The 24,302-nt window shown below is 69.7% G+C and carries 21 protein-coding genes; 9 read left to right on the top strand and 12 right to left on the bottom strand.

Annotation, left to right across the window (positions count from 1 at the left end):
- Position 1: 1 nt before the first annotated feature.
- The 6 genes from ACIQM0_RS24535 to ACIQM0_RS24510 form a co-directional block, all read right to left on the bottom strand.
- Positions 2–1,420, bottom strand: a complete 1,419-nt coding sequence (locus ACIQM0_RS24535) for an ATP-binding protein (protein ID WP_401290172.1) — start codon at positions 1,418–1,420, stop codon at positions 2–4.
- Between the two features lie 42 nt (positions 1,421–1,462).
- Positions 1,463–3,013: an SCO6880 family protein gene (locus tag ACIQM0_RS24530; protein ID WP_401290169.1), complete on the bottom strand. Its 1,551-nt coding sequence runs from the start codon at positions 3,011–3,013 to the stop codon at positions 1,463–1,465.
- On the bottom strand, positions 3,010–4,326 hold the full coding sequence (locus ACIQM0_RS24525; protein ID WP_401290166.1) for a hypothetical protein: 1,317 nt from the start codon (positions 4,324–4,326) through the stop codon (positions 3,010–3,012). Before ACIQM0_RS24525 ends, ACIQM0_RS24530 begins: the two co-directional genes overlap by 4 nt.
- A 37-nt stretch (positions 4,327–4,363) precedes the next feature.
- Complete coding sequence (locus ACIQM0_RS24520) at positions 4,364–5,239, bottom strand: hypothetical protein (protein ID WP_401290163.1); 876 nt, start codon at positions 5,237–5,239, stop codon at positions 4,364–4,366.
- A 182-nt stretch (positions 5,240–5,421) separates the two neighbouring features.
- Positions 5,422–5,730, bottom strand: a complete 309-nt coding sequence (locus ACIQM0_RS24515; RefSeq protein ID WP_024493027.1) for a hypothetical protein — start codon at positions 5,728–5,730, stop codon at positions 5,422–5,424.
- Between the two features lie 315 nt (positions 5,731–6,045).
- Positions 6,046–6,699, bottom strand: coding sequence for a DUF402 domain-containing protein (locus ACIQM0_RS24510; RefSeq protein ID WP_401290221.1), 654 nt, complete (start codon positions 6,697–6,699; stop codon positions 6,046–6,048).
- A gap of 298 nt (positions 6,700–6,997) precedes the next feature.
- On the opposite strand from ACIQM0_RS24510, the gene ACIQM0_RS24505 reads away from it, so the two are divergent.
- Positions 6,998–10,165: a glycoside hydrolase family 2 TIM barrel-domain containing protein gene (locus tag ACIQM0_RS24505; RefSeq protein WP_401290160.1), complete on the top strand. Its 3,168-nt coding sequence runs from the start codon at positions 6,998–7,000 to the stop codon at positions 10,163–10,165.
- A gap of 59 nt (positions 10,166–10,224) precedes the next feature.
- Here the strand turns inward: ACIQM0_RS24505 and ACIQM0_RS24500 are convergent, their stop codons facing one another.
- Positions 10,225–10,749: a hypothetical protein gene (locus tag ACIQM0_RS24500; protein WP_401290157.1), complete on the bottom strand. Its 525-nt coding sequence runs from the start codon at positions 10,747–10,749 to the stop codon at positions 10,225–10,227.
- Positions 10,750–11,181: 432 nt separating this feature from the next.
- Between ACIQM0_RS24500 and ACIQM0_RS24495 the strand changes: the two genes are divergently transcribed.
- Positions 11,182–12,354, top strand: coding sequence for a hypothetical protein (locus ACIQM0_RS24495; protein WP_401290155.1), 1,173 nt, complete (start codon positions 11,182–11,184; stop codon positions 12,352–12,354).
- Between the two features lie 17 nt (positions 12,355–12,371).
- On the opposite strand, the gene ACIQM0_RS24490 is transcribed toward ACIQM0_RS24495, so the two are convergent.
- Positions 12,372–12,917: a kinase gene (locus ACIQM0_RS24490; RefSeq protein WP_401290153.1), complete on the bottom strand. Its 546-nt coding sequence runs from the start codon at positions 12,915–12,917 to the stop codon at positions 12,372–12,374.
- 60 nt (positions 12,918–12,977) lie between these two features.
- On the bottom strand, positions 12,978–14,168 hold the full coding sequence (locus ACIQM0_RS24485; RefSeq protein WP_401290150.1) for a low temperature requirement protein A: 1,191 nt from the start codon (positions 14,166–14,168) through the stop codon (positions 12,978–12,980).
- 350 nt (positions 14,169–14,518) lie between these two features.
- Here ACIQM0_RS24485 and ACIQM0_RS24480 point away from each other — a divergent pair, with 350 nt between their 5' ends.
- The 4 genes from ACIQM0_RS24480 (at position 14,519) to ACIQM0_RS24465 (ending at position 19,450) form a co-directional block, all read left to right on the top strand.
- Positions 14,519–14,920, top strand: a complete 402-nt coding sequence (locus tag ACIQM0_RS24480; protein ID WP_401290149.1) for a hypothetical protein — start codon at positions 14,519–14,521, stop codon at positions 14,918–14,920.
- Positions 14,917–16,803: an alpha/beta hydrolase gene (locus ACIQM0_RS24475; protein WP_401290146.1), complete on the top strand. Its 1,887-nt coding sequence runs from the start codon at positions 14,917–14,919 to the stop codon at positions 16,801–16,803. Before ACIQM0_RS24480 ends, ACIQM0_RS24475 begins: the two co-directional genes overlap by 4 nt.
- A gap of 650 nt (positions 16,804–17,453) precedes the next feature.
- Positions 17,454–18,446 (top strand): bifunctional lytic transglycosylase/C40 family peptidase, encoded by a 993-nt coding sequence (locus ACIQM0_RS24470; RefSeq protein WP_363026782.1) that lies wholly within the window; start codon positions 17,454–17,456, stop codon positions 18,444–18,446.
- A 269-nt stretch (positions 18,447–18,715) separates the two neighbouring features.
- Positions 18,716–19,450 (top strand): phosphatase PAP2 family protein, encoded by a 735-nt coding sequence (locus ACIQM0_RS24465; protein WP_401290143.1) that lies wholly within the window; start codon positions 18,716–18,718, stop codon positions 19,448–19,450.
- A gap of 309 nt (positions 19,451–19,759) precedes the next feature.
- Here the strand turns inward: ACIQM0_RS24465 and ACIQM0_RS24460 are convergent, their stop codons facing one another.
- On the bottom strand, positions 19,760–21,364 hold the full coding sequence (locus tag ACIQM0_RS24460; protein WP_401290141.1) for an FAD-binding oxidoreductase: 1,605 nt from the start codon (positions 21,362–21,364) through the stop codon (positions 19,760–19,762).
- 51 nt (positions 21,365–21,415) lie between these two features.
- Positions 21,416–21,601, bottom strand: a complete 186-nt coding sequence (locus ACIQM0_RS24455; RefSeq protein ID WP_306088691.1) for a hypothetical protein — start codon at positions 21,599–21,601, stop codon at positions 21,416–21,418.
- 133 nt (positions 21,602–21,734) lie between these two features.
- Between ACIQM0_RS24455 and ACIQM0_RS24450 the strand changes: the two genes are divergently transcribed.
- Both ACIQM0_RS24450 and ACIQM0_RS24445 read left to right on the top strand, forming a co-directional pair.
- Entirely contained in the window at positions 21,735–22,661 is a 927-nt protein-coding gene (locus ACIQM0_RS24450) for a hypothetical protein (protein ID WP_401290138.1), read from the top strand.
- 156 nt (positions 22,662–22,817) lie between these two features.
- Positions 22,818–23,012, top strand: coding sequence for a hypothetical protein (locus tag ACIQM0_RS24445; protein ID WP_123527661.1), 195 nt, complete (start codon positions 22,818–22,820; stop codon positions 23,010–23,012).
- A 72-nt stretch (positions 23,013–23,084) separates the two neighbouring features.
- Here ACIQM0_RS24445 and ACIQM0_RS24440 read toward each other — a convergent pair whose 3' ends face one another.
- A complete protein-coding gene (locus ACIQM0_RS24440) occupies positions 23,085–23,480 on the bottom strand; it encodes a metal-sensitive transcriptional regulator (protein ID WP_363026773.1) in 396 nt (131 codons plus the stop codon).
- Positions 23,481–23,680: 200 nt separating this feature from the next.
- Between ACIQM0_RS24440 and ACIQM0_RS24435 the strand changes: the two genes are divergently transcribed.
- Positions 23,681–24,301 (top strand): DUF47 domain-containing protein, encoded by a 621-nt coding sequence (locus ACIQM0_RS24435; RefSeq protein ID WP_024493297.1) that lies wholly within the window; start codon positions 23,681–23,683, stop codon positions 24,299–24,301.
- Position 24,302: the final 1 nt, after the last annotated feature.

The following is a 24,302-nucleotide window of genomic DNA, read 5'->3' as shown; positions in this document are numbered from 1 at the left end:
GTCATGCCACCGTTGACTCGGACGACTCGTTGAGCCGCTGCTGGTTCTCGATCCGGGCCGCGCGCTGTTCCGCCTCCAGTTCGGCGGCCCGTACGTCCTCCGGGAGCAGGTCGACGGCGGAGGACTCGGTCATGGCGCGGTCGGTGAAGACGAGGGGGCGTTCGGCCTCGGTGATCAGGTGTTTGACGACCTGGACGTTCCCGTTGACGTCCCAGACGGCGATGCCCGGGGTGAGCGTGGGGATGATCTCGACCGCCCATCGGGGCAGCCCGAGCACCCGGCCGGTCGCTCTGGCCTCGTCGGCCTTCTGGGCGTAGATCGTGCGGGTCGACGCCATCTTGAGGATGGCCGCCGCTTCCCGCGCCGCGGCTCCGTCGACCACGTCGCTGAGGTGGTGGACGACGGCGACGAACGACAGCCCGAGCCGTCGGCCGAACTTCAGCAGACGCTGGAAGAGCTGGGCCACGAAGGGCGAGTTGATGATGTGCCAGGCCTCCTCCACCAGGAAGATGCGTTTCTTCCGGTCGGGCCTGATCCAGGTGTGCTCCAGCCAGACACCGACGATCGCCATCAGGATCGGCATGGCGATCGAGTTGCGGTCGATGTGCGAGAGGTCGAAGACGATCAGCGGGGCGTCCAGGTCGATGTCGGCGGACGTCGGCCCGTCGAACATGCCGCGCAGGTCGCCGTCGACGAGCCGGTCCAGGACGAGGGCGACGTCCAGGCCCCAGGCCCGTACGTCGTCTATGTCGACGTTCATCGCCGCGGCGGACTCGGGCTCCGGGTGGCGCAGTTGGTCGACGATGTCCATCAGGACGGGCTGCCGCTCGTCCTTCGTCTCGTTCACGAAGGCGTGCGCGACCTTGAGCGCGAAGCCGGACCGTTCGTCGAGGCCGTGGCCCATGGCGACTTCGATGATCGTGCGGAGCAGGGCGAGCTGTCCGGTGGTGGTGATCGCGGGGTCGAGCGGGTTGAGCCGGATGCCGCCGTTGAGCGCGGAGGTGGGGTCGAGACGGATGGGCGTCAGGCCCAGCTCCTGGGCGATGAGGTTCCATTCGCCGACGCCGTCCTCGCCCTGGGCGTCCAGGACGACGACCTGGCGGTCGCGGAAGCGGAGCTGGCGGAGCACGTACGTCTTCTCCAGCGCGGACTTGCCGTTCCCGGACTCGCCGAGCACCAGCCAGTGCGGGGCGGGGAGCTGCTGTCCGTACAGCTGGAAGGGGTCGTAGATGTAGCCCTTGCCGGAGTACACCTCGCGGCCGATGATCACGCCGGAGTCGCCGAGGCCGGGGGCCGCGGTGGGCAGGTAGACCGCCTGGGCCTGTCCGGTCGAGGTGCGGACGGGCAGCCGGGTCGTCTCCACCTTCCCGAAGAGGAAGGCGGTAAAGGCGTCCGACATCGCGGACAGCGGATCTCGCATGGCGTGACCGACCTCCCTCTCGTCTCTCTCGGTCGTGTGCGGCTAGCGGCGGATGCCGGTGGCGAACGGCAGGGTGTTGACGAACGCGCGGTGGTGCTCGCGGTCGCACCACTCCAGCTTCAGGTACGACTTGCCGGCCGAGGCCCGGATCGTCCGCTTGTCACGGGCGAGGGACTCGGGCGAACGCGACGACACGGTGATGTACCCCACCAGGTTCACCCCGGCCGCGCCGCTCGCGAGATCTTCACCCCGCTGGTCGAGCCTGCCGTGGGCGGCGATGTCGCGGGGGTCGACGGTGCGGTTCATCTTCGCCTGCCGGCTGGCCTCGGCCTCGTCGTTGGTCTTCTCGGTGAGCATCCGCTCGATGGCGATCTCGGTGGGTTCGAGGTCCATGCAGACCGCGACCGTACGGATCACATCGGGGGTGTGGACGAGGAGCGGGGCCAGGAAGTTGACGCCGACGGGTGTCATCGGCCACTCCTTCACCCAGGCCGTGGAGTGGCACCAGGGCGCGCGGGTGGACGACTCACGGGTCTTGGCCTGGAGGAACGTCGGCTCGACCGCGTCCAGTTCGGCCGGCCAGGCGTTGCGCTTCGTCATGGCCTGGATGTGGTCGATGGGGTGGTCGGGGTCGTACATCGAGTGGACGAGGGAGGCCAGGCGGCTCTGGCCGAGCGGCTGGCGTACCCGGATGTCGGCCTCGGCGAGGCGGGCGCAGATGTCGGTGAGCTCGCGCGCCATGACGACTGCGAGTCCGGCGTCCCGGTCGAGCTTGCGGCCGCCGTGCGGGCGGGCGGCGCGGGCCATGGCGTTGGCCTCTGCGGCGAGCTCGCGGTCGAACTCCATGCAGGCGACGAGGTAGGCGCGGTGCTGCTCGCTGGAGGTGGAGACCATCGACTGGAGCTGGTCGTAGGACTCCTGGAGCCAGCCGGGGGAGGCCTTGTCGCCGCGCTGGGCGACGTCCTTGGCGTGTGCGTCGGGGTCGGCGGGGAGGGTGCGGGCCAGCATCTGGATGCGGGTCACGAACCCGTCGCCGTTGGCGACGTGTTTGAGCAGCGTGCCGAACCGGTCGACGAGTGCTTCCTGGTCCTCGCTGTCGCGCAGCCCGACGCCGGGGCCCTCGATCTCGATCGCGGCGGTGACGGTGCGCCGGTCGGCGTGCAGGAGTACGGCGATCTCGTCCGGCCCGAAGGGTGCGGCCAGCCAGTTGATCCGGCCGATGCCGGGGGGCGGGCCGATCTCGACCTCACGCCCGTCGGCGCTCACGCCCGCCTCCATGGCGGCGGACTTGTACGTGGTGCCGCGGCGCAGGGAGCGCTTGTAGCTGCGGTTGATCTCGAACCACTTGTAGAAGGTCCGGTGCTTGTACGGGACGTAGACGATCGCCAGGGCGAGCAGCGGGAAGCCGGTGAGCAGCACGATCCGCATGGAGAGGACCGGGACGAGCAGCCCGCTCATCATGCCGAGGAACGCCCCGCCGATGATCAGGGCGATCTCGCCGGTCTCGCGGTTCTTGCCGACCATCGCGTTGGGCCTGGCCCGGCCGATGAGATACGTACGGCGGGGCGCGATCGGATGGGACTGCGTGCTCAACGCCCGCCACCTCCTGTGCTGTTGTTACCTGAACCGCCTGATCCGCGGCGTGGGCCGCGGCTGCTGTGGGGGGTGCCGGAGGTAGGACCCGACCCGCTGCGGGGCGGAGGTGCGGCGGAGGGGACAGATCCGCCGCCGACCCCGCTCCCGGAATTGCGGGAGCTGTGGGCGGCGACTCCGCCGCTGACCGGATTGGCGGGGCGTCCGCCGCCGCTGTTGTTGCCCCCGCCGCTGTCCTGGCCGCCGCCGCGGCTGCTGTGGGTCTTGATGCCCTGGGAGACGAGAGCGGCGGGCGAGCTGATCATCGCGGCGGCCTGGGAGCCGTCGGTGGCCTGCTTGCGGTTGGTGCGGGCGCCCTGGATCTCGTCGCCGAAGCCGGGGACGAAGCGGTAGATCATGCCGGAGGCGAAGATCGCGAGCAGGATGATGGCCAGCCCGGAGACTACGGCGGAGAAGGCGTTGGGCCCGTCGTCCGACGACAGCGCGCCGGCCAGGCCGAGCACGATGACGATGACCGGTTTCACCATGATCACCGCGATCATGATGCCTGCCCAGCGGCGTACGTGTCCCCACATGTTCTTGTCGACGAGCCCCGCGTACACGGCGGTTCCGAGCAGGGCGCCGACGTAGAGCAGGGCGGCCCGGATCACGAGCTCCAGCCAGAGGATGCCCGCGGCGAGGATCGACACCAGCGAGACGACGATCAGCATGATCGGCCCGCCGCCGATGTCGGAGTCCTTCTTGAGGGCCTCGGCGAACGACCCGAAGAAGACGTCTGTCTGCCCGCCGGAGGACGAGGCGATGACCTCGGTGACGGCGTCGGTCGCGGAGACGATCGTGTACAGGATCAGCGGTGTGAACGCGGAGGCGAGGACCGTCAGCCACAGGAAGCCGATGGCCTCGGAGATGGCGGTGGTGAGCGGCACACCGCGGATGGCGCGCTTGGCGACGGCGAGCAGCCACAGGATGAGCGTGAGCACGGTGGAGGCGGCGAAGACGATCGCGTACTGCTGGAGGAACCGGGTGTTCGTGAAGTCGACGTTCGCGGTGCTCTTGACGGCGTCGCTGAGCTTGCCGACGATCCAGGCGGCGGCGTCGGCGCAGCCTCGGCCCAGGGAGGTGAGGGGGTCCAGGGCGGGGTCGGTGCTTTTGGGGGCGTTGGACTTGCTGGTGCCTGCGTCGCCTTCGCAGTAGTCCTTGGCTAGCCCCACGATGAGGTCGCACGCCTCGTTGCCCTTCTTGCTGGGCGACGGCGACGGCGACGGCGCCGCTGCTGCTCGCGAAGCCAGCAGGATGACCGTGGCTGGAAACATGCCCAGGATCGACAGCGCACGCGCACCTCGGCGGCGGTTATCGGGCATAAGTGAAGCCTCCGTATCCCTTGACCGCGCCGGCGATCTCATCGGCCGTGGATGCCCGGTTGTCGCCGCTGACCGGAGTGGGGCCCTCGGTCTGGCTCGACGACTCGATCTTCCAGTCGTTTCCGATCCACTTGAGCTTCTCCGAGATCGTGAACCAGGTCTCGGTCACAGGCTTTGTGGATCCCTGCCCGGCCATGCCGGCAAGACCCGTGCACCAGACCTCAACAGTGGCGGTGTCACCACTGTGCTCGACTGTCTTCGTGCCCACGGGAACGGTCCGGGAGACGAAGGTCAGACCGTCAGGAGTGCTGCCGTCATCGTTCAGGCCGACGTTCTGGAGAAAGCCCGGGGAGTAGGCCTTGTCCAGGTCGGAGACGAGTCCTTCAACGATTGCCGGGTCGTGGGTGGCCTGAACGATGGCCTGACGAGAGGCGGAGTTGAACATCTCGACAGAGCCAAGTGCCACCGCGAAGTTGGACGCCGCGCTCTGCGCCCCCTGCTCGTCATGCGCGAACCCCGAGGGAATCGAGCCGTTCTTCCCGGCCACCGGCTTCGTCCCCGTAGCCGCGGTAGGCGCTGAGCCGGCCTTCTTGTCCTCGCTTCGCGGTGTGCCGTCGCCGTCACCGTTGCCACCTCCGCCGCCTCCGCCCATGTTCGCGAAGGCGATAGCGGCCAGCAGCAGGACCACCACGCCGATGACCGTGAAGAGGGAGCGGGATGTGCGGGCCGGGCGGCGGGGGCCGTAGCCGTCGCCTCCTTGGCCGTCGGGGAGGCGGGTACGGGTCTGGCGCGTACCGCCGAGGGTGCTGTAGCCGTCGTTCGAACGGCCGGAGTCGTTGCCGTAGTCGTCGTCGCCGGGACTCATGCCGCGTACGCCCCCTCAACCGTTGCCTGAACCGCGTCGTGGTACGACGGTAGCCGTGCTGGTTCCCGCGCGGGCGCGGTGTGGTGACTCGACATCAGGGAGACGCAACCTCTGCCGGTGGGCACGACGGACGGATGGTGGGGACGGGGCGGGAGTGCCCCCGGACGCGGGCTGACGGCTGGTTAGACGGCCATCCCGTAGACGATGGTGAACAGGGTTCCCAGCGATCCGATGATGAACACACCGGTCAGACCGGCAACGATCAGCCCCTTGCCCTGCTCCGCGCTGAACGTGTCGCGCAGGGCCGTCGCGCCGATCCGCTGTTTCGCCGCTCCCCAGATCGCGATGCCGAGGCAGAGCAGGATGGCGATCGCCATCACCACCTCGATCATTACGCGGGCCTCGTTGCCCAAGGTCCCGAACGGGCCCCAGTTCGGGGCGATTCCGCCGATGATGGTGGTGATGTCGCCCTTTTCAGCTGCCAGGATCATGTAAGTCACCGCCCCTGTTGGGTAGTTCGGTGCCCGTACCGCTCGGCACGAGTCACCCTCTATCTTCGCTGATGAAACTGCCTTCGCACGACGACTTGGCGGCTCTCTTTACCCGGATCTCGCACATTTGACCGGTCTGACCGCCCTGACCTGCGGATCGAATCGGTGTGTGAGCGAATTACGTATCGTTACTCTGTGTATCACGGAGCGTGACGCCGGGCAATGATTGCCATCACGCCACCCTGGCCGAGACCTGCATCGAGGCCGGAATCGCGCCCATCGGGGCAGGTGTGGCGAGGTCGGGGTGCGCATCGTTCAGAGGAGCGAGCGGCGGGGGTTGGGCGGGCGAGGGGGTGTCGTCCAGGCCGACGGTGGCCGGAAATCGCACCAAGAGCCGTCGAAGGGAAACGTTCCGGCCTCGGCGAGCCGTGCCACCGTGTCGCCCTCGGTCCGGATGGCGGCGGCTTCTTCGGCCGTCCAGTACGCGGGGTGGCCGGTCTTCTCGGCGAAGGACTGCTCGTCCTTCCACTGCCAGGTGCGGTCCGGCGCCACGTTGAGGTCGAGTTCGTGGTCGGCGATGTCGATGTCGTCACCGTGGTGGACCCGGCGTTCCAGATTGACGTACCAGCCGCGGAACTTCTGTCTGCGCCCGAAGAGCCACAGGACGGAGTGGGCCGCGCCGGTCGGCTGGTAGAAGAGGGCGTTGCCCATCGGCCACCGGTCGGGGGTCAGGGGGTAGCCCTCGGCGGGGCGGTCGTGCGGGGCGATGTCCCGCAGGTGTGTGGCGCCGCGCGGGAGGACGGTCCGCCACATCGGGGTGCCGGTCTCCATCCACACCAGCTGGCCCGCGGTCGTGCGTTCGACGAGGCGCACGGGTACGGAGGCGCTCAGGTGGCCGCCTATGAAGAAGTTCCAGTGCAGGATCTGCCCCGGCTTGTCGCTCGCGTCCCCGCCCGTGCCCGCGTCCATGCCGATGATCATGCCCGCGGCGGGGCATCGGGACACGTGGCCGGCGGTATCCGTCGGGAGCCGGCCACGGTCCGCCCCCGGCTGTGGCTCGCCGCACTGCCGCGTGGGCCGCGGAACCCGGCCATCGCATACTTCCGGCCACCTTCGGCGGTACCGCTTCGCTCTTTGATGTGGTCAGGCCTCTGATGCCCGGGTGGCCTCGGCCGCGACGTCGTGGCGATCCCGCGCGGAGTCTTGCGTGTTGAGTGATTCCGTCTGATGGTGATGGTTCTTGTTGTCTTCCGTTCGGAGTCGCTTCATGAGCGCATACCGTCCGAGCCGTCGTTCCGTCCTTTCGACCGGTGCGGCCCTCGCGGGCTGGGCCGTCTTCTCAGCGCAGAGACAGGCCTTCGCCGCGGACGGTCCCGCCCCCGAGTGGGACGCGGAGCCGAGAGTGTTCCAGGTCGGCAGAGAGGCGGCGCGGTCCCGGCTCGTGCCGTACGCGAGCGGCTCGGAGGCACTGCGCGGAGACATGGAGAAGTCGCCCTACTTCCGTTCCCTGAACGGGACCTGGCGCTTCACGTGGTCCAAGAACCCCGACGCCCGGCCGGCCGGCTTCGAGGCACCCGGCTACGACGACGGCGGCTGGGACCGGATCCCCGTACCGTCGAACTGGGAGATCGAGGGCTACCCGGAACCGATCTATCTCAACATCCGTTACCCGTGGATCGGCTACGAGACCCCCGAGCCGCCCGCGGTTCCGCACGACTTCAACCCGGTCGGCTCCTACCGCCGCACCTTCACCGTGCCGCGCGACTGGTCGGGCCGGCGCACCCTGATCTCCTTCCAGGGCGTGAAGTCGGCGTTCTTCCTCTGGGTCAACGGCGAGCGGGTCGGCTACAGCGAGGACAGCTACACCCCCGCCGAGTTCGACATCACCGATCATGTGCGGCCGGGCGACAACACCCTGGCCGTCGAGGTCTACCGCTGGTCCGACGGCAGTTGGCTGGAGGACCAGGACATGATCGACCTGTCCGGGATCTTCCGGGACGTCTATCTGTACGCGGTCGCGCCGGTCCATGTGCAGGACCTGTTCGTGCGGACCGCGCTGGACGACGCGTACCGCGACGCGGTCCTCACGGTCGCGGTGACCGTACGCAACCGGGGCGGCGCCGAAGCGGGCCGTCACCGGGTCGAGGCGGTGCTGTACGACGGCCGGGGGCGCAGGGTCGGCCGTCCCCTCACCGGTGACGTCGGACCGAAGGGCTCGGGCGACGCGGAGGTGACGCTGACGGCGGACGTCGCCGCGCCCGCGCTGTGGTCGGCCGAGGACCCGAACCTCTACACCGTGGTCGTCACGCTCACCGACGGCTCGGGGCGGACGGTCGACGTCCAGCGGACGCGTACCGGCTTCCGCGAGGTCGAGTACGGGCCCGGGAAGTTCACCGTGAACGGCAGGCCCGTCATGTTCCGCGGCACCAACCGCCACGAGTCCGACCCCGACCACGGCCAGGCGATCCGCGAGCCGCGGATGCTCCAGGACATCCTGCTGATGAAGCAGCACAACATCAACGCCGTGCGCACCTCGCACTACCCGAACAGTCCGCGCTGGCTGGAGCTGTGCGACGAGTACGGCCTGTACGTCGTCGACGAGACGAACCTGGAGACGCACGGGGTCCGCGACACCGTGCCGGCCTCCCTGCCGGAGTGGACCGACGCCTGTGTCGACCGGATCCGTTCCATGGTCGAGCGCGACAAGAACCACCCGAGCGTCGTGGTCTGGTCGCTGGGCAACGAGGCCGGCGGGGGCTCCAACTTCCGGGCGATGGCCGACTGGGTGCACGCCAGGGACGCCTCCCGGCCCGTGCACTACGAGGGCATGAACGAGGTCGCCGACCTGCACAGCGAGATGTACACCAAGCCGGCGGACGTGGAGGCGTACGGCAAGTCGGGCAAGGAGACGCCCTTCATGCTCTGCGAGTACGCGCACGCCATGGGCAACAGCAGCGGCAACCTCAAGGAGTACTGGGACATCTTCGACCGCTACCCGAATCTGCACGGCGCGTTCGTGTGGGACTGGGTGGACCAGGCGATCCGGCTCCCGGTGCCGGGCGACGCGAAGCACACGTATCTGTCGTACGGCGGGGACTGGCACGACGGATATCCCACCGACGCCAACTTCTGCTGCAACGGCCTGGTCGCGGCCGACCGCACACCGCACCCCGGTCTGCTGGAGCTCAAGAAGGTCTACCAGCCGGTCGCGGTCGACGCCGCGGACCTCGCGGCCGGGACGGTCACGGTGCGGAACAAGCACCTGTTCAGCGGCCTGGACGCGTACGAGCTGCGCTGGGACGTGACCTGCGACGGCCGCAGCGTCCAGCACGGCAGGCTCGCGGCGCCGAGGGTGGCCCCGGGCGGCGAGGGGACCGTGCGCATCCCCTACCGGAAGCCGCAGAAGCCCGAGCCGGGTGCCGAGTACTGGCTGAACGTCTCCTTCGTACTGAAGGCGAAGGCCAGCTGGGCCGATGCCGGGCACACCGTGGCCGCCGAACAGCTCGGCCTCGACTGGCACACCCCGGCCCCCGCCGACCCTGCCCCCGGCACGCTGCCCGCCCTCGACCTCGACGAGACCGACGCGCGGGTGCGGATCAGCGGGCGCGACATGGACGTGGTCCTGGACAAGTCCACCGGAACGCTGGCGTCGTACCGGGTGAAGGGGCGGCTGCTGCTGGCCGGCGGCCCGGTGCCGAACTTCTGGCGCGGGCCCACCGACAACGACATCGGCCGCGGCGCCCAGAACTCCCTGCGCACCTGGCGGGACGCCGGCACGGACCGCGAGGTCACCTCCGTCACGACCGGCCGGCCCTCGCCCGGAGTGGTCACCGTCGAGGTGGAGTGCACCCTGCCCACCGCTCCCACGCCCTCGACCTGGACCACGGTGTTCACCGTGCGCGGGGACGGCGAGATCCGGGTCCGGCACACCCTGGAGGCTGCCGACGGGCTGCCCGATCTGCCGATGGTGGGCGCGCTGCTGACGGTCCCGAAGGGATTCGAGCAGATCGACTGGTACGGGCGCGGTCCGCAGGAGAACTACTGGGACCGGCACACCGGCGCGTTCGTGGGCCGCTACCGCTCCACGGTCGACCAGCAGGTCGCGCCGTACGTCCGGCCCGAGCAGACCGGCAACATGACCGACGTGCGCCACCTGTCGGTCACGGACCGGTCGGGGACGGGACTTCTGGTGCGGGCCGATCCGGACGAGGGCGGACCCATGCTGGAGACGAGCGTCCTGCACCACTCGCCGTTCGACCTGGACGGGCCCAAGCACCCCCACGAGGTGAAGCGGCGCGACGAGACGATCCTGGGCGTCAACCACCGGCAGATGGGGGTCGGCGGCAACGACTCCTGGGGAGCTCCGCCGCTCGCGGCGTACCTGCTGCACGCGGGGCGCACCTACACGTACGCCTACCGGCTGCGGTCCGCGTAGCCGAGCCGGTGCCCGAGCCCGCGCGGGGCGTACTGACCCCGCGGGCTCGGGCACAGCTCTCAGGCGATCGCTCCGCCCGTACCGGTCGCTCCGCCGATGTAGTCGGTCATGCCCGCCCCGTCGTACACCGTGATGTCCACGTACGCGCCTTCGGGGATGTCGAAGTCCCAGATGCCGCGGTCCACCACGGCCGAGGTCCCCGGAGCCGAGTGCGTGCCGAGGTTGTGCGTACTGCCTTTGTACGAGTACTGGACGTGTACGTAGAACGTGTCGCCGTCGTTCCTGGTGTCGTAGACGTAGAGCTTCTCGTCGTTCGGATGGAACTCCACCTTGCCGATGAACCAATCGCCCGCGGAGAGCTCCATCTTGACGGCGTAACCTCCGGGATCGCGCTGGAAGTACGTACCGTCGAACGGGTCGCCGAGCGTGCCGCCGCTGCACGGGCATTTACCCGTGTCGCGGTAGTACGTCTTGACCGTCGGGTTCGGGCTGTAGGCCTGGGCCGGAGCGGCCGTCGCGGCCAACGCCCCTGCCAGCAGGGCCATTCCGGTGAACAGCCCGGCAATGCGCTGTTTGTTCCTCATCTCGTTTCTTCCCCCGTTCGGACGAGCGCCGTTCGGCGTCCGTCGGTCAACTCCGCCCACTGTGGCAGAGAGGACAGGGACGGGATAGCCCACGAATGGATATAAGAATGAGCCGAGTTGAGGAAGAGGAACGTCCGGGTCGGGATATTCCGTAAGGATGTGCGATTCAATAGCGGGACCGGGAGGGATTCGGGAATTCCCCTTCTCCTGGGCCGGATCCCTGCCGGGTATAGCGCGGTCGGTGCCCCGTGGCATCCACGGGGCACCGAGCGGCCGGAACCCCGCCGGCCCGACCGGTGACCGCTGCCCCGGCCATGGCTGTCCGCCCGGCCGTTGACCGCCTTCGCGTCTCATTAAGGTGGTCGGGTGCGGGATTTCGTCCGGGTGCGGTCCTGCCCGTGACCTCGACGGCCGGACCGCGTTAGGAGAGATGTGCCCAAGACTGTCATCTCGCAAGAGACCGCCGCCTCGGCGTCCGTGAAGCCCGTCCCGCCGCCCTTCCTGCTGACCACACGGCAAGGGGAGGCGGCACGCGCGCTCCTCTCGTACGTGGCCGAACTGCCGCTCGGGTCCGTCGACGCGCAGTTCCTCGCCGTCGTCGTGGCCATCCGGGCCGCGCGGGGCGGCGTGGGCAACCTCACCGGCACCGACCTGCGTTCGTTGAGGCTGGAGGACCCGCGCCGGGCCGTGGCCGATCTGGAGGCCGTCGGATGGCAGGTGCCCGGTCCGCTGGTCGACGGGGACCAGGACGTCCCGGTGGGGATCAGGGTGCCGGACATGAGCGGTGAGACGGACCACCCGCTGCCCCTGGGCAAGGGAACGCGGTCGCGGGTGTCGGGCTGGGCCATGCGTGCGCGGATCGCGAAACCGGTCAAGAAGACGTCACCGGCCACCCGGCTGGCGGCCCTGTTCCTGGCGGCCCACAGCAACTCCGGGCTCAACGGCCGGATCCCCGCCCAGCTGCCGGAGGCCTGCCGGGCCGCCGTGCCCGAACTCGCCGTCAAGGGGTTCCTCGCCGATCTCGCCGGCGACACGTACCGGCTCGACCCGGCGATGCGCCACCTCGCGGGCCGGTTCCGTACCCCCGCCGAGATCGCGGAGGAGGCGCGGGTCGAAGCGAGCCGTACGCCCTCCGCCCCCGAACCGGAGCGGATCGGCCCGGCCGAGTGGGACGCGTGGAAGTCCGGCGCCAGTCCTGCTCTGCGGCGGCACGTCGAGGCTGTCGAACACTGCCCGCTGTGCCGGTTCTCCACCGGGCGGGTCGCGAAGGCGTTCATGTACCCCCCCGCCGACGTCCCCGCCCCCCGGTCCGTGCTCACCGCCTACGACGCCTGGGAGGACGGGCATCCCGACCGCGGTCCGCAGGCCGCGGGTTTCGCGGCGGCCTTCCGCGCCGAACACGGTCACGGCCCCTCCTACGGCCAGCTGTGCAAGGGCCTCGGCTGGAAGCTGCCGCGGTCGCTGCGCGGCTTCGTCGTGCACCGGATCGTCGCCGAGGACTGGCTGACCGACACCTCACCGGTGCCGTGGACCCTGCGTCCGGGGAGGGTCGCCCAGGCCCATGGCATCGCCCTGCCGGGGCAGGCGGCCCGCAGCACCCGCTGACCGCGGCGCGGGGCCGGTCAGCGATCGAGCGGGGGCAGGCCGGCCAGGCCGGTCTCGGTCATGATGCGGGCCGTCGTGGCGGACAGGCTGCTGTCCGGGCCGATCACGGATTCCGTGCCGCCCGGGAGCAGGTCGCGGGGCCGGTACCAGTCGCGCAGCTCCGCCTCCCCGTATTCGTCCACCTGCGGCTTCGTGGCGTGCCGACGCAGCGTCTCGTCGAAGTCGATGTCCAGGTAGTAGCAGTGGGTGCGGCCGCGGTGGTCCTCGCACAGCCGCATGAGCATCGGTCCGTAGTGGTCGGCGTACAGGATGCCTTCGAGGACCACGTGGTACCCGGCGTCGAGCGAGTAGCGGACGACGGCGTCGATCAGGCCGATGTTCGGGGCGCCGGGGCGGTCGCGCTCGCGCAGGACCGTCCGGCGCAAGTTGTCCTGGCCGGCCAGTGCCAGGCCGCGGCCGAACCGTTCCCGGAGTCCGGAGGCGATGCTCGACTTGCCCGAGGCGGAGTTGCCCCGCAGCAGAACGAGCCGGGTCTCTGTGGTTCCCACTTTCACCCGGGCCACGCTACGGCCGGGCGCGGCATCCGGGTGCGGGGATGGGGCGAGGGCGGGGGCGAGGGTTCATCAGACGGTTGACGCCTTCGCGGCGCCGCGTGCGGAGAGGGTCAGCTTCGCGGCGATGAGGAGCGCGGCGAGGATGCCCGTGACGAGGACGGGCGAGGGCGTGAACGTCGCGGCGAGAACGGCGGCGACCGCGACCGGGTGCACGAGGTCGGCGGCCTCGCGCCCCACCGGGGCGGAGCGGTGCAGCAGCCACACGAGGGCGATGAAGACCGCGACCGGAACGGTGTAGGCGGCTGCCGCCGCGTCGTCGGAGAGGTCGCCGTGTCCAGCGGTGTGGGCCACGTTGAGCGCGAGGCCTGCGCCGACGGCGGCCGCGGAGGCGAAGACGAAGTAGTGCCCGTAGCCCCAGAGGAGCGCGACGCGGAGGGGGGTGAGCCGCCGGGGCGCGCTCTGCGCGAAGTACAGCCACCACAGGGCGAAGACGGTCAGGATCCCCCCGACGACGAGCGCCGCGAGGTCACCGAGAGCCGCGTGGGTGTCGAGGGAGGCGCGTACGGCACCGGTGGCGGCGGTGATCGACTCGCCGAGCACGATCAGCGTGAACAGGCCGTACCGCTCCGCGATGTGATGCGGATGCCAGGTGGTGACGGCTGCCCGCTCGCCCCAGACGGGGACGGCGATCTCGGCGACCACGAGGACCGCGAACGTCGCGAGTCCGTTTCCTTCGGGCAGAGCGAGGCGGACGACCCAGCCGGCCTGCACCACCAGGATCCCCACGGCGTAGCGCAGGCAGCTGCGGCGCCGTTCGGGATCGGCACGGGCAGCGCGCAGCCACTGGGCGACCATGGCGAGCCGCATGATGACGTAGCCCCAGGTGATGACCGTGAAGTCCTCGTGCCGAACCGCCTCGGTCGCGCCGGCGGCCAGGACGAGCGCGCCGGTGATCTGTACGAGGGTGAGCAGCCGGTAGGGCACGTCGTCGGTGTCGTACGCGGAGGCGAACCAGGTGAAGTTCATCCAGGCCCACCAGATCGCGAAGAACACCATCGCGTAGCCGAGCACCCCGTGGCCGATGCGCCCCTCGGCGAGTTCGTGCTCGAACGCGGTCGCCGCCTGTGCCACGGCGGTGACGAAGCAGAGGTCGAAGAAGAGTTCCAGCATGGTCGCGGTGCGGTGCTGTTCGTCGGCCAGTCGGGCGACCATTGGCCGGTGCCACGCGGACTTGTCGCGGGCGGGCTGTGAATGACTCATGGGCCCGCATTCTTCCTGCCGCGCGTGCCGGGGCGCGGTTGATCGCGCCGGGCGGTGAAGGACGCGCCGTGGGGGCTGCCCCGGCGCTCCGGCTCAAGGGGTGCGGGTCCGGTTCCGGAGGACGGCACCGGCCGGAGGAGCGTGCGGCGGCCGTATTGCACCGGCTCGCGACGGTGGACCCGAGGACGTACGGCGCGGTGCCCTGGTCCACCGTTCGGGTGATCCGGTGGCGACGGCGCTCCGTTGGGGGGCCCGGCGAACAGGGGGACTGCCAGCCCCCTGACGTCGGGCACGCGGCGTGTCGTGGCTGCCCGGTTTGGCACAGTGCCGCTCCAAGATCAAGGAGCGGGGTGAGCGGTGTGGCCGTTGTGGGGCAGCCCGGGGGGCGGCAGAGGCTGAGCGACCTGGGGGCCGGCGGGGGTGGCGGCGGGGACGAGCTGAGGCACAGCGACGGGGTGTGGGTGCGGGCCGCCGGTGGCGCGGAGGGGATGGCCGTGCACCTCGGGCCGGTGAGGACGGAGCTGGAGGTGGCGCACGAGGGCCTGCTCGCCGGCACGGCGGGGCTGAGCGCGCTTGCGGAGCTGGGGACCGTACGGGAGTCGTGGGAGCGGCGCTTCGAGTCCGCGCGCCGGGAGTGCGGGTCCCTGGCCGGGAGCCTGTGGACCGTCGCGCGGGCCCAGGGCGAGACGAACGAGACCGTGAAGTCGTCCTTCAGCGCCGTGGTGAGCCGCACGCACGGAGTCGAACGTTGACGCCGCAGGCCGCCCCGCTGACCTGGGGCCAGTTACGGGACCTGAAGTGCGCCGAGCTGGAGGGCGCGGCCGACGGATGGGGGAAGGCGAGCAACCGCGCCGACGCCGGACGCGACCGGATCGAGAAGCAACTGCTGAACGGCTTGCGCGAGACCCAGCAGGGCTCGGCGGCGGACGCAGCGGTGGGCAGACTGCGGCAACTGGGCCGGAACCTGCAGTACGTGTACACGGAATGCGGCCTGGTCCGTACGGCCCTGAACAGCCTCGCCCACGAGATGAGGGCCCAGCAACGGGTGTTGCGGGACGCGTTGGACGACGCGGAGGCGCTGAGGTTCACCGTGCACGCGGACGGCTCGGTGACCTACCCGGCGGCCGGAGAGGGCCTGATCGACGGGAAGCCGCTGGCGGGCGGCACGGCGTCGGTGGGGGCGGCGCCGGGACTGCTGCCGCCGTCGGGGCTGGTGGCCCCGAACCCGAACGCGGCCAAGGCGCAGGACATCGCGGACCGGGTGACTAAGGCCGTACGGACGGCGGCCGAGATCGACTGGCGGTTCGCCGGAATCCTGCGAGAGCTGAAGGCCGAGGAGGGCCTGAAGGTCCCGGACCGGACGTGGACGGACGCGGCGCGCGACGCCGCATCGGTACGGGACGCGGCGCGCGGCTACCTGAAGGCGGGCATCCCGCTCGACGCGAGTCCGGCTGCGCGCCGGGCGTGGTGGGCGGGCCTGACGGACGAACAGCGCGAGGAGTACCTCGCGGTGTACCCGGACCAGATCGGCAACCTGGACGGCATTCCGGCCCTGGTCCGCGATGCGGCGAACCGCGACAACCTCCAACTGCTGATCGGCAAGCTGGAGGGGCGGGGCGATGCGGGGGCGGAGACGCAGTTGGCGGGGCTGCGGGAGATCGACCGGCAACTGAGGGATGGCCGGCAGCCGCCGATGTACCTGCTCGGCATCGGCGACGAGGGGAACGGCCGCGCGATCGTTTCGTTCGGGAACCCGGATACGGCTCGGAATGTTTCTGCTTATGTGCCCGGGTTGAATACGTCGCTGGATGAGGATTTCGCGCGAAATGACCTCAAGCGTGCTCGGGATACGGCTATTGGGGCGAAGGAGATAGACCCCAGTTCCCCTACTGCTTCAATCGTTTGGCTTGGCTACGATGCGCCACAAACATCAGGTGATGATCTCATGGGCAACCTGGATGTCATGGGTGAGTCGAATGCCAGGGCCGGTGCTTCAGCCTATAACAGGTTCATGGATGGGATTTCTGAAACGAATCAGCATGGGGATCCTCATGTTACAGCGATTGGCCATTCGTACGGTTCATTGACCGTTGGCCTTGCTGCTCAACAAAAAGGTGGAATCCCAGGAGCGGACGACGTGGTTTTGGTAGGAAGCCCGGGAACGGGTGCGCGCTCTGCGGAAGAGCTTGGTGTCGGGAAAGAGCACGTCTTCGTGGGGGCGGCCGAGAACGATCCCGTGACCAAGTTGCCTAACAGTAGGGAGGCGAGCGGTCTTGGATCTGGGGTGGCAGGTGGCGCATCGGCAGGATTTGTACTGGGGATGGGGGCAGGGCCTCTGGGTGCGGTTATCGGAGGGGCCGCAGGAGGCATTGCTGGTGGGACAGCTGGGTACGCAGCTCAGGATGCTCAGACTGAGGAGAGCGACGTCTGGTTTGGCACTGACCCTGCACATCGAGATTTCGGTGCCAACCGGTTTGCCGTTAGCGACGGGCCTCGACTGCTGGAGCGAGGTCATAGCCCGACTGAGGCACACTCGAACTACTTCGACCCAGCTAAGGACCAAAGGTCTGCAGATAACATTGCACGAATCGTGGCAGGGAAGTCGGGGGAGATTGAACGGGAGCGTCTCAGGTGAAGGTTCGCGTCGCTGTTATGTCGATCGCTGTACTCCTGCTTCCAGGCTGCGCGTCGACGGCCAGGTCAGAATTTCCAAGGAATGGAGAGGGTCGAGAGCATATGAACATGCAGGAAGCTGCAGATCGAGCTGATGGGATCCTCGACGATACGTTCTCTAGTATCAGGCCATCGGTTCAATGGGTGCACGGCGAGTCGACGGAGGGGGGTTGTGATGTTTCTCGCAGGCGGGCGGTTACCACAGTGATCTCCGAGAATCGAAGGGGGAGTTTTCTTGGAGTTGTGGAACGTGAATGGAAGGATGCTGGATATCGCCAGATCGGTGTTAATGCAAATTCGGCAAGTCCGGCAACATATTTTGAGACGCCGGACGGATTCCGGGTAAGGCTCCTTATCGGAGGAGGCGGGCAAGCCTTCTTTGAAGTGGCCACGCCATGTGTGGATAGGTCCGAAGTGTCGATGCCAACACCACCGCCTGGCGGGGCGGAACACGTGGGCGAGCCAGTGCCAACGCCCAACGTCCACTCGGACTTCTGGTCCGCCGGAGCGTCCTGATGGGCCATCAGTGCCCCCGATGACTCGTACACACCGTCGAAAACGCCCATGAACCCGTCCCCGATGGGGGATGGTTGAGGGGTGCGGAAATTCTGGATGGTGGGTGGGATCGGCGTCGGGGCCGCCATGTGCTTCGTGGCGTTGCTCGTCGTCGGTACGTACTCCGCCGCGGCCGGCCTCGGGGGCGGCGGCGGTGGGGCTGTTGGGCTGGCCAAGGGGGCCGTGCCGGCCAAGTACCAGCCGCTGGTGGAGAAGTGGGGCAACCTCTGTCCCGCGATCAACCCCGCCCTCCTGGCCGCCCAGCTGTACCAGGAGAGCGGCTGGGACCCGGGCGCCGAGAGTCCGGCCGCCGCGCAGGGCATCGCGCAGTTCATCCCCGGGACCTGGGCCGGGCACGGGATCGACGGGAACAACGACGGCACCCGGGACGTCTGGGATCCCGCCGACGCGATTCCCTCCGCCGCGTCGTACGACTGCGAGCTGGCCGGATACGTGAAGAAGGTGCCGGGGGACGCGACGGACAACATGCTGGCCGCCTACAACGCCGGCGCGTACCGGGTGATCAAGTCGGGCGGGGTCCCGCGCATCGCGGAGACGGAGAACTACGTCAAGATCATCCGCTCCCTGGAGAAGAGCTTCGCCAAGCCCGTGGGCCGCGTGCAGCCCTCGCAGCAGGCCGCGGGCGCGATCTACTTCGCGCAGAAGAAGCTCGGCACGAAGTACCTGTGGGGCGGCAACGGCACGGCCGAGCAGGGCGGGCGGTTCGACTGTTCGGGGCTGACGCAGGCCGCGTACCGGACGGTGGACATCGAGCTGCCGCGGGTGGCGAACGACCAGTACAACGCCGGGCCGCACCCCTCGCGCGACGAACTGCTCCCCGGCGACCTGGTGTTCTTCTCCGACGACCTGAACAACTCACGGGCCATTCACCACGTCGGCCTGTACGTCGGCGGCGGGTACATGATCAACGCTCCGTACACTGGTGCCGTCATCAGGTTCGACAAGATCGACTCGCCCGACTACTTCGGTGCGACACGCGTCACCAAGGACGGTGCCGCGGCCCTTCCGACCACGCAGCCGGCGGCCTGACCGATGGGCGTCGGTGGCTGGAACTCTCTGTGAAGCCCAGGCCCTGAGCTGCGACGATGAGTCACTCTTCGATAACGTCATGGTGATCATTCGGTGGAGAGTGGAACGTACGCACGGAACGCGTCGTTCTCTGGTTGGACCGGGGCCGCAGCCACTGACCGAGCGTCGTCCCACGTACGTGATCGAAGCGAACACGGGGGTTCGTCAAAGCGGTGCACATGGGTGTGTGCCGCAGTACCAACAGCAGACAAGGCAAGGGGCCGCGGCAGATGGCTGGACTCGCACTGGATGGGTCGAACCCCGACGTCAGCCTGCTCTACGACATCAACGGGCTCGCCAAGTCCGCTCCCACCTGGTTCGACCGGGTCATGGAGTTCATCGGCGAGTACGGGATCATGCTCGGCATGGTCCTGGTGGTCCTGTGGTGCTGGTGGAGTGTCCGCAGGCGCGGCACCCTCGAGGATTCGGTGACGGCTGTCTCCGGCATCGTCTGGGCGCCGCTCGCCGCGGGGATCGCACTGCTCATCAACATCCCGATCCGCGGATTCGTTGAACGGCCGCGGCCGTTCAAGGACCACCAGGGGCTGGACGTCCTGGTGGACGGGAAGAACGACTTCTCCTTCGTGAGCGACCACGCCACGATGGCGATGGCTCTGGGCGTCGGACTCTTCGTGGCGAACCGCAAGTTCGGCATCGCGGCGATCGGGCTCGCGCTGCTGGAGGGCTTCTGCCGGATCTACATGGGCGTTCACTACCCGACCGACGTCATCGGCGGCTTCGCCCTCGGTACGGCCGCCGTGCTGCTGCTCGCGCCGCTCGCGATGATGCTGCTGACGCCCCTGGTGGGTGCCGTCTCGCGGTCTCCCCGGCTGGGCCGGCTCGTACGGTCACGCCGGCCGCTGTCGACGGCAGGGGCGGGGAGCGGGGGCGAGGCCCTCGGGATTCCCGAGCCGCGGCCCGGATCGGGCGGCAGTGGTGACGGCGAGAAAGGGCTCGCGGCGTAAGGGCGCGGACGCTTGACGACAGCACAGGTACTGACAGCGCAGGTGCCTGACAGCGCAGGTGCCTGACGCCGCAGGTGCCTGACGCCGCAGGTGCTCGACGGCCCAGCCCCCTGACCGCTCAGCCCCCGGACGGCCCAGCCGCCTGAAGCCGCTGGGCCGTTTGGCCCCTGGTGGTGTTCCTCAGCCGCCGCTTCCCCCGGCCGGTTCACCGCGAAAGCGGTCCGGTGCCGGGGGAAGCGGCGGCTGTTCGCGCTGGTGGTCCGGCGCCGCCCATGCGGCACACCCGGCCACCCATCCGCCGCCCCGTACTCAGAGCGACTGCGGGAACGTGAAGAAGCCGTCCGGGTCGTACGCCTTCTTCACGTCGCCGAGACGGGCGGTCGCCGTGCCGTAGTAGGCCTTCCGCCAGCCCGTCAGCGCCGGGTCCACGTAGTTCTGGTACGCCGCTCCGGAGGCGTGTCGGCGCAGCGTGGAATGGGTGTCTTTCAGCCAGTTCTGTTGTGCGCCGCCCGAGGTGCCGGGGCGCCAGGCGCCGATGTACTGGGCGAGCATCCGCGAGCGCCGGTGGACGAACGCCGTGGCCTGCGGGTCGACCCGGTTGATGGCCCCGCCCAGCGCGGTGAGCGCGATCGACCCCCCGCCGCCCCGGTCCGCGTCGAGCCGGGTGAAGGCCTCCGTCCGGTCGAGGAGGGCCTGGACGCCGGCCGGGGGCAGTGAGTGGTCGTAGAAGTCGGAGGCGGCCGCGTACGTCTCGCGCTGGAGGGTGCCCCGCGAGGAGCGGCCGGGTGTGGTGCCCGGCAGGTGGCACTGGGCGTCGGTGATGCCCGAGCAGCCCGCGTACACGAGCATCGCCTCCTGGTAGCTGCGGCGGCGCAGCGAGACGGAGGAGGCCGGGGCGCCGATCCGGTCGGCGAGGCGGTCGACGGCGTTCTGCAGGTCGCCGTAGGTGCCGAGGCTGAACGCCGCGACGGACACGGTCGGGTTGCCGCCGCCGGGGCCCGCCGCGAGGTGGGCGGAGGACCAGATCTCGTCCGGCTGGTCCGGGCCCCACTCCTGCCAGGCCGTGACGACGGACCGGGCCCGCGACCACGGCCAGGACATGTACGCGGTGACGGTCTGCGGGGCGGGGCGGGTGCGGAAGCGGAGTTCGGTGACGACGCCGAAGTTGCCGTTGCCGGCGCCGCGCAGTGCCCAGAAGAGGTCCGCGTGGTGTTTGGCGTCGGCGGTGAGGGTCTTGCCGTCGGCGGTGACGATCGTCGCGGCGGTGAGGCTGTCGCAGGTCAGGCCGTAGGCGCGGGCTGCGACGCCGTGGCCGCCGCCGAGGGTGAGGCCGGAGATGGCGACCGTGGGGCAGGAGCCGCCGGGGATGGTCACGCCGTGCGCGGCGAGGCCCTGGTAGACGTCGAGGAGGCGGGCCCCCGCGCCGATCGTGCCGTTTCCGTCGACGCGGGAGAGTGACGAGACGTCAACGACGAGCCTGCCGTTGCCGCTCGACCAGCCGCCGTAGGAGTGGCCGCCGCTGCGGATGGCGACGGGTGTGGAGCTGCGCCGGGCGAAGGCCAGGCACTCGCGGATGTCGGCCTCGTGCCTGACGTAGGCGACGGCGGCCGGCTTCTGGCCGTCGTACCGGGTGTTGTAGAGCTGACGGGCGGTCCGGTAGGCCGCGTCGTCGGGGCGTACGAGGGACCCGTCGAGGCTCTTGGCCAGCGCGGACCAGTCCGCGGGGCCGGAGGGCGTCGGCGGTGGCGGGGCCGCGGACGTGCCGGTGGCCGTCGGTGCGGCGGTCGGTCCGGCCGGGGTCGAGCCGCCGGTGGGGGCGCCGGATCCGGTGTCGTCGCAGGCGGTGGCAGTGGTTCCGGTGAGTACGGCTGCGGCGCCCGCGGTCAGGACGGTGCGCCGGTTCGGCAGGGTCATCGGACCTCCGGGGTGGGGGACGGGTCCTCGTGGGGCATGGGGGCGGCCCGGTCAGGGGGCCGCGCGGTGCGCGGCGGCGTCGGCGCGGGCCCGGTCGCGGGATCTGCGGGCCGGTCCGGACCAGCCGCAGCCGCATCGGGCGGTGCAGAACGAGCCGCGTTCGACGGTGGTGGGTTCGTGGGCGGACCGGGCCGGTGGGACGGCCGGCGGAACCTCGGCGGTGTGTTGGTCATACACGCGTCCACGGTACTGGGCGGGGCCGTCCGGCGGTGAGGGGTGGGAGAGCGGCGTTACGGGGGACAGGGGCCGTCGTTATCCGGAACGGGTGGGGGGCTCGGGCAAGCGGTACGGCGTTGGGGGTTGGCAGGCGATGGTGGTGCGACAGCACGGATCCGGAGGCGGGGCGCGCGCTGTGTGTGCCCTCGCCGCGATGGGCGTGATGGCGGCGGCCGCCGGTTGCTCGGGCGGTGGCGGGGACCGGGCCGCGGCCGACGACCGGGCCGGCGCCGGGGCCGTCGAGGCGGTGCGGCGGGCGGCGGTGGTGCTCAGCGGGACGGGGACCGGCGGCGCGTCGCCCGCGGGGAACCCGGGCGCGGAGAGCCGGTCCGGGGCCGGAACCGCCAAGGTGAGTACGTCGATGGAGACGGCGGCGGGCGGTACCCGGGTGACGATCAGGGGCAAGGGGACGTACGACTTCCGTACCCGGTCCGGCCGGCTCAGGGTCGTACTGCCGCAGGACGCCGTGGGCGAGGAGGAGCACCTGCCCATCACGGAACTGCTGGCCCCCGGCGCGCTCTACATGATGAACCGCGGCGCCGGGGTGCCGAAGGACAAGTGGGTCAGGATCGACACGACGGCACTGGCGGACGGCAACCTGGTGACCGGTGGGGCGACCGATCCGATGGCGGCGGCGGAGCTGCTGCGCGGGGCGCGTGCGGTGACGTACGTGGGCGAGACCGATCTGGCCGGGGTGACGGTGCGGCACTACCGGGGCACCACGGACATCGCGCGGGCCGCGCGGCAGGCCTCGGCCCCCTCGCGGGGTGCGCTGACGGCGGCGGCCGAGGGCTTCCGCACGCACACGGTGCCGTTCGACGCCTATCTGGACGAGCAGGGGCGGCTGCGCAAGGTGCGCCACCGCTTCACCTTCGCCAACGAGGGGCCCGCGGTGGAGGTGGTGTCGACGACGCTGCTGTACGGGTTCGGGGTGGTGGTCTCCGTACCGATCCCAGCCGAGCGCGACATCTACACCGGTGCGATCGAGACCGGTGAGACCGAGCGGGGGCGGCAGCCGTGACCGCCCCGGACGGCCCCGGTCCCCGCGAGCCCGAGGTGGTCCGAGTGGCTGGTCCTAGGCATCTGGCCGAGGCGAAATGGTCCGTCCGTGCCATGCGCGGCGTGTGGTGCGCTCCCTACCCTAGGAAGTCGGCGACGGCAGTGAGAGGTGAGTGACGTGGTGACGCTCAGCGCACGGACCGTATCGGACCATGTGGCACTCGCCGAGATCGAGCTGTGCGGGGAGCTGATGATCGCGGCGTCGGCGGCGATCGGGGAACGGCTCAGCGCGGACCGCATCGACGAGGTGCTCGACGTCAAGGTGATCACCGAACGCACCACCGTCCCCCGGCAGGGAGAGCACCGGGGGTGACGGGGGCGGGGTGACGGGCGCGACAGGCCCGGCGCGGCAGCGCGTGCCCGTTTCTCGGGTACGCGGCAGCTCTCAGGTACGCAGCAGCCGGGCGATGGCCTTCGTGGCCTCCTCGACCTTCGCGTCGATCTCCTCGCCGCCCTTGACCGCCGCATCGGCCACGCAGTGGCGCAGGTGCTCCTCCAGCAGCTGGAGTGCGAAGGACTGGAGCGCCTTGGTGGACGCCGACACCTGGGTGAGTATGTCGATGCAGTAGACGTCCTCGTCGACCATGCGCTGCAGGCCGCGGATCTGGCCCTCGATGCGCCGCAGGCGCTTGAGGTGTTCCGCCTTCTGGTGGTGGTATCCGTGTATGCCCCGGTCGTGATCGGTGACGATCGCGTCCGCGGGAGCCGTGGCGTCCGCCGGGGTCGTGACGTCCGCGACGTCCGGCGACCGGTCCGCCCCGGTGGCCTCGGTGGTGCTCATTACTGCCTCCCGTTTTCCCTTTACCCTGCCGTTTATATACCCCTGGTGGGTATATCCTAACGAATTCAGCTGAAACGTGACCGGGGCCCCGTGCTGATCACTGTGCCTGATGCGCGACACTGAAGAATGCCGGTTAGCCGTGGCCGGATGATGCGCCTAGCATCAGCCTGACCGAATCCAAAGCACCCCGAGGACCCCACGTGCGCTTTCGTCTGACCCCCAGGGAGACGAGCTTCTACGACATGTTCTCCGCGTCTGCGGACAACATCGTCACGGGCTCGAAACTCCTGATGGAACTGCTCGGGGCGGATTCTGCCTCCCGAGTCGAGATCGCGGAGCGTATGCGGGCAGCGGAGCACGCGGGGGATGACGCCACCCACGCGATCTTCCACCAGCTGAACTCCTCCTTCATTACGCCGTTCGACCGCGAGGACATTTACAATCTCGCGTCGTCGCTCGACGACATCATGGACTTCATGGAGGAGGCGGTCGACCTCGTCGTGCTGTACCAGGTCGATGAGCTCCCCAAGGGCGTCGAGCAGCAGGTCGAGGTACTGGCACGGGCGGCGGAACTGACCGCCGCGGCCATGCCGAACCTGCGGACCATGGACAACCTCACCGAGTACTGGATCGAGGTCAACCGCCTGGAGAACCAGGCCGACCAGATCCACCGCAAGCTGCTCGCCCAGCTCTTCAACGGCAAGTACGACGCCATGGAGGTGCTGAAGCTGAAGCAGATCGTGGATGTGCTGGAAGAGGCTGCCGACGCGTTCGAGCACGTCGCCAACACGGTGGAGACCATCGCGGTCAAGGAGTCCTGAA

It is taken from the genome of Streptomyces sp. NPDC091387 (assembly GCF_044756945.1).
Classification (GTDB): domain Bacteria; phylum Actinomycetota; class Actinomycetes; order Streptomycetales; family Streptomycetaceae; genus Streptomyces.
The sequence above is the reverse complement of the archived record's forward strand: the minus strand, read 5'-3'. Positions and strand labels throughout refer to the sequence as shown.